The sequence below is a fragment of the Ruegeria sp. BG8 genome (genome assembly GCF_056538325.1).
On sequence record NZ_JBQFSZ010000010.1, the window covers coordinates 1 to 14,723 of the forward strand.

11 protein-coding genes are annotated in these 14,723 nt (G+C 54.0%); 8 read left to right on the forward strand and 3 right to left on the reverse strand.

Features of this window, described 5'->3' with window-relative positions; all coding sequences use genetic code 11:
• Window positions 1-370: 370 nt before the first annotated feature.
• From ACR0DG_RS17250 to ACR0DG_RS17260, 3 genes are all read right to left on the reverse strand, one after another.
• Window positions 371-1,768 (reverse strand): pyridoxal phosphate-dependent decarboxylase family protein, encoded by a 1,398-nt coding sequence (locus ACR0DG_RS17250; RefSeq protein ID WP_480699523.1) that lies wholly within the window; start codon window positions 1,766-1,768, stop codon window positions 371-373.
• Between the two features lie 156 nt (window positions 1,769-1,924).
• Complete coding sequence (locus tag ACR0DG_RS17255) at window positions 1,925-4,972, reverse strand: autotransporter outer membrane beta-barrel domain-containing protein (RefSeq protein ID WP_480707244.1); 3,048 nt, start codon at window positions 4,970-4,972, stop codon at window positions 1,925-1,927.
• 423 nt (window positions 4,973-5,395) lie between these two features.
• A complete protein-coding gene (locus tag ACR0DG_RS17260) occupies window positions 5,396-6,595 on the reverse strand; it encodes an ROK family protein (RefSeq protein ID WP_480699740.1) in 1,200 nt (399 codons plus the stop codon).
• A 186-nt stretch (window positions 6,596-6,781) separates the two neighbouring features.
• On the opposite strand from ACR0DG_RS17260, the gene ACR0DG_RS17265 reads away from it, so the two are divergent.
• The 8 genes from ACR0DG_RS17265 to ACR0DG_RS17300 all read left to right on the forward strand — a co-directional run bounded on the left by ACR0DG_RS17265 (window position 6,782) and on the right by ACR0DG_RS17300 (window position 14,721).
• Entirely contained in the window at window positions 6,782-7,801 is a 1,020-nt protein-coding gene (locus ACR0DG_RS17265; RefSeq protein ID WP_480699527.1) for a substrate-binding domain-containing protein, read from the forward strand.
• 117 nt (window positions 7,802-7,918) lie between these two features.
• Window positions 7,919-8,989, forward strand: a complete 1,071-nt coding sequence (locus ACR0DG_RS17270; protein ID WP_480699529.1) for an ABC transporter permease — start codon at window positions 7,919-7,921, stop codon at window positions 8,987-8,989.
• On the forward strand, window positions 8,989-9,771 hold the full coding sequence (locus tag ACR0DG_RS17275) for an ATP-binding cassette domain-containing protein (RefSeq protein WP_480699531.1): 783 nt from the start codon (window positions 8,989-8,991) through the stop codon (window positions 9,769-9,771). Before ACR0DG_RS17270 ends, ACR0DG_RS17275 begins: the two co-directional genes overlap by 1 nt.
• Before the next feature lie 306 nt (window positions 9,772-10,077).
• The gene (locus tag ACR0DG_RS17280; RefSeq protein WP_480699533.1) at window positions 10,078-11,349 is read left to right on the forward strand and encodes an imelysin family protein; all 1,272 of its coding nucleotides are present in this window, start codon (window positions 10,078-10,080) and stop codon (window positions 11,347-11,349) included.
• A gap of 131 nt (window positions 11,350-11,480) precedes the next feature.
• Window positions 11,481-11,774, forward strand: a complete 294-nt coding sequence (locus ACR0DG_RS17285; RefSeq protein ID WP_480699535.1) for a (2Fe-2S)-binding protein — start codon at window positions 11,481-11,483, stop codon at window positions 11,772-11,774.
• Entirely contained in the window at window positions 11,722-12,207 is a 486-nt protein-coding gene (gene bfr / locus ACR0DG_RS17290) for a bacterioferritin (RefSeq protein WP_480699537.1), read from the forward strand. The genes ACR0DG_RS17285 and bfr overlap by 53 nt, the downstream gene beginning before the upstream one ends.
• Window positions 12,167-13,708, forward strand: a complete 1,542-nt coding sequence (locus ACR0DG_RS17295) for a di-heme oxidoreductase family protein (RefSeq protein ID WP_480699539.1) — start codon at window positions 12,167-12,169, stop codon at window positions 13,706-13,708. The genes bfr and ACR0DG_RS17295 overlap by 41 nt, the downstream gene beginning before the upstream one ends.
• Window positions 13,708-14,721, forward strand: a complete 1,014-nt coding sequence (locus tag ACR0DG_RS17300; RefSeq protein WP_480699541.1) for an imelysin family protein — start codon at window positions 13,708-13,710, stop codon at window positions 14,719-14,721. The genes ACR0DG_RS17295 and ACR0DG_RS17300 overlap by 1 nt, the downstream gene beginning before the upstream one ends.
• The last annotated feature ends 2 nt before the right edge of the window (window positions 14,722-14,723 follow it).

Sequence of the window (14,723 nt, forward strand, 5' to 3'; positions counted from 1 at the left end):
GCTCCGCGCCCGGCGCGCTTGCCCAATCAGACGACGGAGAATATGAAAACCAAACCCGCAGACTCTCGTTATGAAGGAGAGAGCCTTGGGAGGTAGGTCAGACCTTTTTGACTGTTTGCGCCGATATTTTGATAATTTCTTCCCAATGCAATAAAATAGCTGGCTGAAAGCCACGACTAATTATCGTTTTTGGTAACAATTTGAACAAGCCAACCCTCCGTTTAGGATATCTGACTCTCTTCCGCGGTTATTGGCTTCCTTAAGACAAAGCAATTTGATCTGTGCGTCGATTTTTCGGTTGTTCTACTCAACCTAGCCAATAAATTGGTGGCCCAAAAGGCTGTAGCTAGATGGCAGAAGTACACAAATTTCACGAAATTTCAGCCCATACCTCGCGGATGACATCTGCAGCCATCAACACATCATCTCGGGTTGTTTCAAACTGACCAACTTGAAAGCGGATAATCTTGCGGCCTTCAAAAATTGCTTGTGTCAGGTAAATCCGGCCATCGTCATTCAAGGCATCAACCAGTTTTTGCTGCATGTCGTCGTCTCCGGGACATCGAAATGAAAACAGGCTGAGGATCGGATCTGTCGTGATTTCGAACCCATCCATCGCGCCAATAATCTCGGCTAGTTCATGCGCCCAGTTGACGTGATTGCGGATGCGCATCCGCAACCCCTCAAGGCCATAAGACCGGATCAAGAACCAAATTTTCAAAGCGCGAAAGCGACGACCCAGTGGGATCGTCCACTCGGAATAGTTTGTAACCTCAGCGCCTGTGGTTTTCAGATATTCCGGCTCAATTTTCAGGGTGTTGAGCTGGGGCAACGGGTCTTTCAGGAACTGAACTGCGCAATCGAACTGTGCCCCCAGCCACTTATGCGGGTTGAAAACGATGCTGTCATAACGATCAGAGCCCGACCAGAACGATTGTCGGAACTCCGGACAGATCATCGCCGACCCCGCCCAAGCCGCATCCAAATGGGAATAGAGGTCGTATTCCTGCGCGACGTCAGCAACGGCGTTGAGATCATCACATGCCCCGATCCCCGTTCCTCCTGTAATCGCCACTATTCCCGCCGGTTTATGACCAGCCGCAAGATCCGATTGTATAGCTGCCTTCAAAGCGTTGGCATCGACGGAAAATGTCGTTCCCTGCCCGGGTAACTTGATCAGGTTCTCCTGACCGATCCCGGCCACCCAGCAAGCCCGGTCAATAGACGAATGCGCCTGTTCCGAGCAATAGACACGCAGCGCACCTTTTGCGTTTAAGCCGTCTCGATTTCCGGTATATCCCGTGGCCCTTTCGCGCATCGTCAGAACAGCCGACAACGTCGCTGAGGACGCGCTGTCCTGAATGACACCCGTCATATCTGCTGGCAGGCCAAGCGCCTGTCGCAACCAGTCAACCATCGCACCTTCAAGCTCGGTTGCGGCGGGCGAAGTCTGCCAAAGCATGCATTGCGCCGCGATCGTGCTTACCAACATTTCCGCCAGAATGGATGGAGGGGCTGCATTGGCCGGGAAATACGCGAAAAACCGCGGGTGCTGCCAATGGGTCATACCGGGCATAACGATCTGTTCGAAATCGGTTAGGATAGTTTCCATCGCCTGACCGCTTTCCGGCGGAATCGCATCGATCTGTTGAAATATCTCACCGGGCGCGGTTTGCGCCCTTACAGGACGGTTGGGCAGAGTCTTGTGGTATTCAGACGCCCATCTGGCAATGTGTTGACCCCAGTGTGAAAACTCATCCCAGTTCATGCGACTGTCCTTCGATGCCAATTGCTTGCCGGTACAGTACCTTCGCCCTCAATTTCCGCTAGTCATAGATATTCGGCAGCGAAAAAACGACGCCCGTATCTGGGCGCCGTTTTTCACTCATCCATTGCGATCGAGCTGAGTTTAAGGTCAGTTCGATCAGAACCTGAAGGTCGCTCGGAATTCTGCGGTTACACCATAGCCACCATCAAATGTGGATTGAACCTCGGTGTTGAAGCCGACACTGCGCAGCCCATCCTCTGAGGAATACGCAACATCCAGCCCAAGGAAGCCAGCGGCCGCATCGTCAAAATCTGCGACAAAGGCAAAAGGCGTGGATGCAGCAATCGCTTCAACATCGTCCGAGCCCGCATCAAATGTGGCGTCCACACCAACTGAGAGATTCAGGTCCGTTTTCCCGCCTTCAGCGCCTGCGAATGTCTTTGGCAGATTCACCTGCGCACGCGTGTTGAACAGAGACACATCGCGATCCTCGACAGTTAACGGGGTGCCCGTTCCGGTTTCGGTGTAATCGTCCAATCGCAGATAAACGTAGTTAGCGCGTGCACTGAAGGTCAGCGGTGTCTCCCATTGGGTGATAGGTGCATCAAAGGCCAGTGACGGTGACACGAACGTACCGTCGAAATCGCCTTCCGCTTCTCCGGTGCCGACGGTCCGCGAAGTCTCATTGTCGGTGAAACCAGCAACCAGAGCCGCATTCAAACGGAAGCCATCAAAGCCCCGCTCCCAGTAGACACCACCAAAATAAGACGTCACGTCGGTCTCACCGGCGTTATCATCCAGATTAACCGAACTATTTGTAAGACCTGCCAGGAACCCAAGACTGCCATTCTGAACAATCTCGGTAGATTCCGCGCCTCCGATCAAACCGCCGTAGCTGTGCTCGAAACCTACGTTCGAGCCTTCGGCCTCTACATCTCGATCACCGCCCAAAAGAGAAATCCAGACATGCGGGCCTTGGGTCGAAGCAATGTCGCCGAAACCGCGGCTAACTTCGGGCGCTGGCGTATCCGAGGGCACACGATTGGCTGCTTCCAACGAATTGAAAATTGCGTCGGTAATATCGCTGATGACAGTGGCCTGTGCAGTGAACCCGGTCGTATCAACGGCAATGGCAGTCAACCCGCCATTCACAACCGCGCCTGCGCCACCGAAGTTGATAATTTCAGGTGCCGAAGCAAGGTCATTGTCGCCACCGGACGCATCGGCAAAATCAACTACGGCATTCAGGCCGCTGGAAAAGTTCAGTGTATCAACGTCATTTGGGTTGGTTCCACCCAAGCCGTCGTTGCCGTTACCAAAATCGATGGCTCCGTTCAGTAGCGAACCCGACATCAACGTCACCGTGTCGTTACTGTCCCCTTCAAGGTTGATGGAAAAGCCATTACCCCCCGTCAAAACGCCTGAGTTGGTAATTGTTACGGGCGACGTGCCAGTGGTGTTGGAGCCCGCTCGGATTGCTTCCTCCACCGCGGTTATTTCGCCAGTATTCGTGATCGCGACTTGGCCATTGCCACTATGTTGAACAGTTAATCCAGTTCCCTGCGCGTCTACCGTACCAGTGTTTAAGATCGTGATATTACCCGTTCCGCCTTCACCAGCGACTTCACCAAAGAGGCCATCAAATCCCGACGTAACGCTACCGGAATTGGTCAGGGAAACGTTACCGCTGCCGCCAACAAAAGCAGAGAGGCCAGTGTCTGCAGCCTCGACTTCTGCCGCGTTGTTAACGACGATATTGCCGTCCCCATCTAGGTTAACCTGAACCGCATCCTCTTCCGACAATATTGCGCCGGCCGCAGAGACCGTCACATTCCCGTCGCCCTCAATGAGGGCAGTAATACCGTCCTCTACAGAGTCAACAGTTCCATTGCTTATGATAGCGATGTCGCCGCTACCTTCGATACTAGCATCAAAGCCGGACCCATCCGCCGAAGTCACATCGCCGGTGCTTTCGAAGATGACGTTACCATCACCCTCTACATCGGCTTCGAATCCATTGTCATCTGCGGTCACATTGCCGGTTGAAAAAATCGACACATCACCGCTACCCGTATCGCCTTCCAAACCATCGTTCTGATTTGCGGTAACATCTCCAGTCGAAACAATTGTAATGTTGCCACTTCCAATAATATCCACCTCGATCCCGTCTTGGTCAGAGTTGATATCGCCAGTTGAGCTAACAAAAATGTCTCCGTCCCCATCAATGTCTAATTCGATGGCTTCGGATCCATCGCCATCTGCAGTTGTCAAATTTCCAACGGACGAAACAGTGATATCTCCATCATCGACGTCAACCTCAATAGCTTCGCCGTTCGTTACCGAAATATCACCCCTCGAAGAGATCGTTACGGATCCCGCACCTGTCGAAAGATCAAAGCCGTCACCATCCGCGATGATGTCCCCAATGGAATTCAAAACGACATCGCCGGTTCCGTCTACGTCCAAGATAATTCCATCGCCGTCGTCAGCGGTCACGTTTCCAGTGATGTTCGCAATGATATTACCGCTTCCATCGATACTAGCTTCGATCGCGTCTTCGTTTTGGGACGAAACATTACCGTTAAGGGTCAGCTTGATATCTCCATCATCTGCGATATTTGCAAATACTGCTACACCACCGACTAAAATATCACCTGCCGAATTCACCGTAATATTGCCGTTTCCATTATTCTTTGTAGCACTGATCCCATCAGAGTTACTGGTCTCCGTACCAATGTTGCCAACCGAAAGGATGCTAACGTCGCCAACTCCCTGTGCATCAACGATAATCCCCGACGCTGCGTCTCCAGTGGTTGCAATGCCGACCGTACCGCTGGTATCTGCATTGATATTCACGTCACCCGAGGGCGTAAGGAATATTACCCCGGGAACACCCGCTGCAGGCGCGATGCCCGGCGCTGTGACGGAATTGATGTTCAAAGTATCAATCGTTGGTCCGTTGGCCTCAACACCCGCCGAAAGATCGCCTGTACAAGTTGCGGTGGCTCCAACAACGTCGCAAGGCCCATTCGCGGGCGGCACAACCGTTTGCGCAACCGACGCTTGCGGTACGCCAATCGCGGCACCCAGACTTATGGCACCTGCTGTCAGAAAACTGCGAGAAGAAACGTTATTGGATTTGAGAGAAATTGCTCGTTTACTCCGAGCCAGAGCATCATTCCGACGACGCGCTTTGCGGTTCATATATTTTTTGTCCGACATATACCTTGCTCAACTAATTCGTTACTCATCTGTACGCATCCGGCCGTGCGCGGATTTTCGCGCACAAGTAAGACCGGTCCGCCAAGAATGACAAAGTTACGATTCGGTTAAAATCGAAAATTTTTTTCTCTTGGCGCATGTCGGCAACAAAAGTGTATCGCATTGACACACATCGCAATTTTTACGTGCTGTTGCGAAGTCTCTCTTAGCTCTTATTGCAATGGCTTATGTGCAATAACCCAACGAAATTCGGGCCGTTGAACCCTGCTTTTCAAGTTTACGTCAACGCGAAATAGCGGCTTACACGTTGTCAAGGAGGGACGGCCAATTACCCGCATTCGTTTCGATTGTTTATGACGCGATCTATGGATTAAACGCGGGAACCTATCCCAGATTGAGAGCGTTTCAGAACGCTGACAAACCAGCGTTGGTATCCAGAAGAAACTGCCGAAAGATCGGACTGCTCGCGGCACCAATACCTCTGGCGTTTTCTCCAATCGAACCGGCCTCAACTCTCGGCGGAATGAGGCCGCGTTTGTCCTGATTTATCAGATATCGCCTCACACGAAGGACAAGCTCCTCTCGGACACCTGCGGGAAAGGCTCCGTCGATAAAAATAGCCTCGAAATCAATGACTGCGCAGATCGACAGGGCAGCCTTGGCCAATTCCTGCGCTGTACTCCCGATCCACGGCTCGACATAACGCGCGATGCTGCTCCAGTCCTGCGGTTTGGACCACAGGATTCCCGGGTCAACATTGGCCTCAATCAGACGGTCCTCTAGCAGATGCAGAGAAGCCACATCTATTAATTGCTGACTTTCACCCAATGGCCCCGTCGTCCGCATGGCGCCCAGCGCACCCGCGTTACCCTGATTGCCCTCGAAGACTGTTCCATTGAGCGCGACACCTCCCCCGATCATCGAGCCTATGAAGAAATAGAAATAGTCTCTGTATTCGCCGCCGCGACCATACAGGTGTTCAGCGTGGCAAGCAGCGGTCGCATCATTTACGACAAAAACGGGCAGATCGCTGAACTTGGCGACCTCGGAAAAAAAGTTCACATCCTTCCAAGTACGAAACCTGTCGGCGGCAATGCCGCTAAGATCGTGCCATTTCCAAAGCTCGAACGGAGTACCTATTCCGATCCCACATACCCTGCTACGCAGCTTGTCGGGCTCTGGCGCCAGAAGCTCGGTCAAACCATCTTCGAGAAAACCAAACACAGTTTCAGGAAACGGGTAGTCGTAGGATATTGAAAGCTGGCGGCGCGGCCTTCCCAAGAAGTCGATCAAAAGCAAATCCGCACTCCGGCGTCCAACCTTCATTCCCACAGACAATATGCCTTCGGGGTTAAGCTCCATGGGGATTGAGGGCTTGCCAACTTTGCCGCGTTTCGGCGTGCCGCGACGAATAATTTCGTCTTTTTCCAACTTCCTGAGAATGATCGAAACGGTCTGCGGTGACAGCCCCGTAAGCCGCGCCACATCGGCACCTGGTGTAGGTCCATGCCTTTGTAGAATCGTGAGAATCAGGCGTTCATTGTGGTTGCGCACCCCACTTTGGTTGACCCCACCGGTCAATTTTATCAGCGCCTCTTTCTCCATGTGCCCGACCATAAACGCACCGTATCCCTTTGGAAAGATGGGAATCTAAATTAATAAATCAAGTTTATTTATTTATTGACAGAAAAACGAGAATCACCTTTCCTATGCGGAGACCCGCAATGGAGGTTAGATGTGGGTCATCACCGGAAATTCGGTGCAATCAAAGATATTACCCGGGAGGAAACTATGAAGAAGCTTCTTTATTTTGCCGCATCCGCCGCAGCCCTTACCATCGGGGCGACATCTGCGCAGGCCGCAGGCGAGACTGTTTGTCTGATCACTAAAACAGATACGAACCCGTTCTTCGTGAAAATGAAAGAGGGTGCGACCGCGAAAGCCGAAGAGCTGGGCATGACCCTGAAGGCATTCGCCGGTAAGATCGACGGTGACCATGAAACGCAAGTTCAAGCCATTGAAACCTGCATTCTGGATGGCGCGAAAGGCATACTATTGACCGCATCCGACACCAGTTCGATTGTTCCAGCCGTACAGCAAGCTCGAGATGCAGGCGTACTCGTCATCGCGTTGGACACGCCCCTAAGCCCGATCGACTCGGCGGATGCAACATTTGCAACCGACAACTACAAGGCCGGACTTTTGATCGGGCAATGGGCAAAGGCCAAGATGGGTGACGCCGCCGCAGATGCCAAGATCGCGACACTGGACCTGAACGTCAGCCAGCCAACGGTGGATGTTCTTCGCAACCAGGGTTTCCTTGATGGTTTTGGCGTCGAGTTGGCTGACCCCAACGTCATTGGTGACGAAAACGACCCACGTTTGGTTGGCAGTGACGTCACAGACGGCAACGAAGAAGGGGGGCGTCGGGCCATGGAAAACCTGTTGGCCAAGGACCCATCAATCAACGTCGTTCACACGATCAACGAACCTGCAGCAGCAGGGGCTTATGAAGCACTAAAATCCATCGGTCGAGAAAACGATGTTTTGATCGTATCGGTTGATGGCGGTTGCCCCGGCGTTCAGAACGTAGAAGCCGGTGTGATTGGTGCCACTAGCCAGCAATACCCGCTGCTAATGGCGTCGCTGGGCGTTGAAGCTGTGAAAAAATGGGCCGATGAAGGCGTAAAGCCGGAAAACACACCTGGAAAAGACTTCTATGACACCGGGGTCGCACTGATTACCGACCAGCCAGTTGATGGAGTCGAATCCATTTCGGTGGCGGAGGGATTGAACCTCTGCTGGGGATAAACCCCGCTCGCACAGGCGGGGCGCAAAACTGCGCCTCGTCGTTTTCATTGCACCAGCCATCATAGATTTTTCATCGACACATGCCGGCTATCGGTTCCGCCACCAAAAGGGGGAGACATGTCTGACGCAAACCAAGGCGCACAAGAGTATGAAACCGCTGCTGCGCGCGCCGAGAAAGTCGCCGAATTCGAAGACCCGCGAACCGGAATAATCGGTCGGATACAACACATTCTTCACGCGAACCCGTCTTTTGTACCGCTGATAGTCTTGGTCGGCGCAATTTTGATTTTCGGATTACTTCTAGGATCAAAGTTCTTCTCACCTTTTGCGATGACTTTGATCCTACAGCAGGTTCAGATCGTGGGTATCGTTGCCGCTGCCCAAAGCTTGGTAATTCTTACGGCAGGAATCGACCTGAGCGTCGGCGCGATCATGGTTTTTTCTTCCGTGATCATGGGTCAGTTCACATTTCGCTATGGGATACCTGTACCGGTCGCCGTCTTTTGCGGGCTTGCAATCGGAACGGCTATAGGAGCGATCAATGGATGGCTTGTCAGCCGCGTAAAACTACCCCCTTTCATTGTCACGCTTGGGATGTGGCAGATTATCCTTGCCACTAACTTCTTATACTCTGCCAACGAAACAATCCGTAGTCAGGACATTGAAGCGAATGCGCCTTTCCTTCAGTTCTTTGGCACGAAGTTCAGCGTTGGGGGTGCGACCTTCACCATTGGTGTCATCTTTATGTTGGTTTTGGTTGCGGTGCTTGCCTATGCGCTTAAGCACACGGCATGGGGACGACATGTTTACGCGGTAGGGGACGACCCCGAAGCAGCGGAATTGTCTGGTGTGGATGTCCACAAAACGCTCATGTCGGTCTACATGCTGTCCGGTCTGATTTGTGCTTTTGCGGGCTGGGCGTTGATTGGGCGTATCGGTTCAGTCTCGCCGACGTCAGGACAGCTTGCCAATATCGAAAGTATCACCGCCGTTGTGATTGGAGGAATTTCATTGTTTGGCGGGCGAGGATCAATCTTAGGCTCGCTATTTGGCGCGCTTATTGTCGGCGTATTCACGCTTGGGCTCAGATTGCTTGGTGCAGACGCCCAATGGACGTTCCTGCTGATCGGACTTCTCATCATTACCGCCGTCGCAGTGGACCAGTGGATCAGAAAGGTATCGGGCTAATGTCAGATCAAACTCCTGTCGTACAAGGTCGCGGAATCGTAAAACGATATGGCCATGTCACCGCTATCGACCATTCTGATTTCGAACTGCGCCAGGGCGAAATACTGGCGGTCATCGGAGACAACGGAGCCGGTAAATCCTCGATCGTCAAGGCGATCTGCGGTGCGACGATCCCGGATGAAGGTGAGATCCTCATTGAAGGCAAAAAGGTAAATTTCACCTCGCCCATCGACGCGCGGAACATGGGGATTGAGATTGTCTACCAGCAACTTGCCATGTCACCGGCCCTGTCGATCGCAGACAATATGTTCATGGGCCGGGAAATTCGAAAATCCGGTTTCATGGGAAAGTATCTGCGGCAATTGGATCGCCCAGCTATGGAGAAATTCGCCCGGGACAAGTTGACCGAGTTGGGTCTTATGACGGTCCAGTCCATCAATCAGGCGGTCGAGACCCTCTCGGGCGGGCAGCGTCAGGGTGTGGCAGTTGCTCGGGCCGCTGCATTTGCCTCGAAATTCATTATCATGGATGAGCCAACTGCCGCTTTGGGCGTCAAGGAAAGTCGCAAGGTGTTAGAGCTTATTCAGGACGTTCGCGCGCGCGGAATCCCGATCATCCTGATCAGTCATAACATGCCCCATGTGTTCGAAGTCGCCGATCGCATTCACGTTCATCGCTTGGGACGAAGGTTATGCACCATTGACCCCAAGGATTACACGATGTCTGACGCCGTCGCCTTTATGACAGGTGCGAAGGAACCTCCGGAAGAGGACGCTGCCTAATCGGTTTCCACGATTCTGCAGTTTGAGGTCATGATAAGCACGACCAAACCCTGGGACAGCTCCAAAAACGGATACGGCCAAGGCTGCATAGAATGTGTGCGTCTTGGCCAATCTTGGTTTTCTAACCAACTTACTTATCCTTCTTACAGCTTGGGATCACGGTAGATTTGCCTTGCGCGCATGGCATCGGAGATACCTGACTATAAAACTCGGGTTGACATAGTCGACTAATTCACTCAGTTATCTTACACACGGCGCCGTGACTGTGTGCCTGACGTGATTTTTGAAATGAAAGACCCGATCCCAATGACAAGATTTCTTGCCGCTACAAGCGCACTGACCCTTTGTGCCGCATCATCAGCTATCGCTGCTGACGGCCCGGCAAAGGCCGATGTACTGGCGACCTATGCCAATATTGCCGAAGCCAAATACGAAGACAGCCTGATCGCCGCAAAAACTCTGCAAACCGCCGTAAACGCCCTGATCGCAGAACCATCAGACGCGACTTTGAACGCCGCGCGCGCCGCATGGATCGCAGCGCGCGTCCCCTATCAGCAGACCGAGGTTTATCGCTTTGGCAACGCGGTCGTGGATGACTGGGAAGGTAAGGTAAACGCCTGGCCACTGGACGAAGGCCTTATCGACTACGTGGACGCCTCGTATGGTGGGCCGTCCGATGAAAACGAGTTCGCCGCATTGAATGTCATTGCGAATCCCAGCTTCACTTTGTCGGGTGAGACAATCGACGCGGCCGATATCACGCCTGAATTGCTGGCAGAAACACTACACGAAGCGGATGGCATCGAGGCAAACGTAGCGACCGGCTACCATGCCATCGAATTCCTGTTGTGGGGGCAGGATTTGAACGGCCACGATGCGGGTGCAGGCAACCGTCCGTATACCGACTACGTCCAGGGTGAGGAATGCACACACGGCAACTGTGATCGCCGGGGCCAGTATCTGAGCGCTGCGACCGACCTGTTGGTTAGCGATCTTGCCTGGATGGCGGATCAATGGAAGCAAGGCGGAGAGGCGCGCGCCGCCCTGACAGCCAATGAGGCCGCAGGCGTTTCCGCCATTCTGACCGGTATGGGGTCGCTGTCCTATGGGGAGCAGGCGGGTGAGCGGATGCGCCTTGGCCTGATGCTGAACGATCCAGAGGAAGAGCATGATTGTTTCTCGGACAACACGCACAACAGCCACTACTATGATGGCCTTGGCATCCAGAATGTTTATCTGGGCAGCTACGCCCGCATCGACGGCACGCCGGTCACCGGGGCCTCGTTGTCGGATCTGGTGATTGCCTCTGATCCTGCGCTGGACGCTGAGATGAAAGTGAAACTGGCGAACACCATGCAGGCTTTGGGCCGGATTAAGTCCACTGCCGAAGCTGGATTCGCATATGACCAAATGCTCGAGCGCGGAAACGCTGGTGGTGAGGCATTGATTATGGGCGGCGTGGACGGCCTGGTTGATCAGACGAAGACGATCGAACGTATCGTGACCACGCTGGATCTGGATCAGATCGAATTTGAAGGCTCGGACAGCCTGGACAACCCCGACGCGGTTTTCCACTGAACCGCTCTGATTGCGAGGTGGCGGGAAACCGCCGCCTCGCAGCCATTTGAAGACCCGCAAACAGCTTTATAGATGACTTACGGCAATTAACTGACTAATATAGTCAGAATATAAACCCAGAGTGTGTCGCCATGATCATATGCCACTGCACAAACATCTCGGACGCGGATATTTACGCCGCAATAGATTGGATGCGCCTATCGGATCCTCATGCGGTGATCACGCCTGGAAAAATCTATCATGCCCTTGGAAAATCAGCGGATTGTGGCGGATGCATGCCACTTTTCCTAGACACCATGCGCGCAAGCGATAAGCTGGAAGTCCCCATGCAGCTTCGTGCGTTGCGCAGCGAAGTATCACAGGAGAATGCAGATGAAGGGCGACCCCAAAGTAATCGAATACCTCAACAAATCCCTGCGGCATGAGCTGACAGCGGTCAGCCAGTATTGGCTACATTATCGCCTGCAGGAAGATTGGGGCTTGGTCCACATGGCCAAGAAAAGCCGCGAGGAAAGCATCGAAGAGATGGGCCACGCGGACAAGCTGATCGAGCGGATCATCTTTCTGGAAGGCCACCCAAATCTTCAGAAGTTGGATCCCCTGCGGATCGGACAGAACCCGAAAGAAACACTGGAATGTGATCTGGCCGCCGAACATGACGCGCGCGCTTTGTATATAGAAGCCCGCGAATACTGCCGCGAAGCAGGGGACTATGTCAGCATGTCGCTGTTCGAGGAATTGATCAGCGACGAAGAAGGACATATCGACTTCCTCGAAACGCAGCTTGATCTGTACGAAAGGATTGGCGAAGCCAATTATGCGCATCTCAACGCAGCAAAAATGGACGAAGGCGACTAGCCTTGCCGTTCTGTCGGTGGCCGCTCTTGCGGCCACCCCTTCGCAGTCTACGGAACTGCAAGACCTCCACCTAAACTATCAACCCAGAACTGAAGACGAGCGTGCGCGCATCGAAGCGGTCACCGCGCCGCCAACGGATTACAGCGCGCCCCAACGGTTCGAAGACCTGTCCGCCGGGGCAGCAACGGTTCGGGTACGCAGCGACGCGGATGCCTTTTCCCAACCTTCCGGCAATCTGGAATTCGAACAAGAGTTGGACTTTAAGGTTGGCAACGGGTTGTTCAAAAAGATCTGGGTCTCGTCGCCCTCTTCAACCTTGGCGTCCGACGGACTTGGTCCTTTGTACAACGCCCGATCCTGCCAACGCTGTCACATCAAAGACGGACGCGGCCATAAGCCGTCAAGCCCCAAGGACAACGCGATTTCCATGTTTTTGCGCGTCTCGATCCCCGGTGGCGTCAGTTACGGCCAGATAGAAGACTACATCGCAACCCAACCCGAACCCAACTACGGCGGTCAGATGCAAGACCTCGCCCTACCCGGCCACGCGGCCGAGTACCGGCTGGACATAACGTATGAGGACGTAATCGTAGAACTCTCGGGCGGCGAAACGGTCACTCTGCGCCAACCGACATACGAAGCTGCTGATCTGGGTTACGGCCCGCTGCATCCCGAGGCAATGATCAGCCCACGTGTCGCTCCGCAGATGATCGGCCTTGGTTTGCTCGAAGCGATTCCAGCAGAGGATTTGCTGGCCAATGCAGACCCTGATGACATGGATGGCGACGGGATTTCCGGACGCCCCAACATCGTCTGGTCGGTGGAATATAACAAGCCGATGTTGGGTCGGTTTGGTCACAAAGCCGGGATGCCAACAATCCCCGAGCAATCGGCCGCCGCTTTTGCTGGCGATATCGGGATCTCCAGCCCGCTATATCCGGCGGCCCATGGCGACTGCACGGAACGGCAGGAAAAATGCGTGAACGCCCCGCATGGTGATGGCGATGATCGTGTATTCGAAGTCGACCAACAGGGTATGGACTTGATTGTCTTTTACAGCCGCAATCTTGGTGTCCCGGCACGGCGGAATGTGGATGACCCGGTGGTATTGCAGGGCAAGAAGGTGTTCAACGAAACAGGTTGCGTCGCTTGTCACACGCCGTCCTATGTGACCCATCGCATGTCGGATCGGCCTGAGCATAGTTTTCAACTGATCTGGCCATACACTGATTTGCTTTTGCATGACATGGGCGAGGCCCTTGCTGACAACCGCCCCGAGGCTCGGGCGACGGGCCGCGAATGGCGAACACCGCCCTTGTGGGGTATCGGCTTGACGGAACAGGTCTCGGGCCACACCCAATTCCTGCATGATGGCCGCGCGCGTTCATTGCTCGAGGCGGTTCTCTGGCATGGTGGTGAAGCCCAGACCGCTCGGAACGCGGTTGTGTCGATGCCTAAATCCGATCGCGATGCCCTTATCCGCTTTTTGGAGAGCCTTTGATGCGCCCCCTACTCCTCGTCTTTGCGCTTGCCCTGCCGATTACAGCAATGGCACAGGATCGCGCGCCGATCCTGACGGACGCTGTTCAAAACCATATTCTTCCCGGTTATGCCGCGCTCACAAGCACGGCGCAGGCCCTTGAGACAACGGCGCTGCCAAACTGCGACCTGGCATCCAGTGATTTGCGCAGGGCATATCATACGGCTTTCGACAGCTGGATCTCGGTCAGTCACCTAAGGTTTGGCCCGTCCGAAACCGATGATCGCGCTTTTGCATTGGCTTTTTGGCCAGACACCAAAGGATTCACACCCAAGGCGCTATCCAGCCTGATCGCAGCACGGGATACAGCGGTTGAAAACCCTGATGAATACGCCGAAACATCCGTCGCAGGCCGTGGGTTCTTTGCCCTGGAAATGATGCTGTATGATCCAGCCTTTTTTGATCAGGGTGATGCCGATTACAGGTGCGCGCTGATCCGCGCGATCGCAACGGACATTCATCGCAACGCAAACGCCATCCAAGCAGGATGGGATAGCTACGCGCCGGCCCTGATGAAACCGGGCGAAGACGGTAGCCCGTACCGCACTGGTGACGAAGCCATGCAGGAGCTGTTTAAATCCCTTGTCACAGGCTTGGAATTCACGGCTGAAACACGTCTGGGCCGACCGTTGGGTACATTTGATCGCCCCCGTCCAAAACGGGCCGAGGCCCGCCGATCCGCGCGTTCGCTTCGACATATCGAGCTGTCATTGCTTGCGTTGCGGGACCTTTCGAACCGGTTGTCCTCGGATCATCCTCAGATTGCCGCCGACCTTGATCGCGCGTTCGACAAGGCAATTAGCCGCGCAAGCAAGCTGGAGGACCCGGACCTGTCCGGAGTTGCCACGCCTCAGGGACGATTGCGGATCGAGGCTTTGCAACAGTCGATCAACGACATCCGCGCAATCGCGTCCGCTGACCTTGGCCCGACACTCGGCATAAGCGCCGGGTTCAATTCGCTGGACGGAGATTGAAG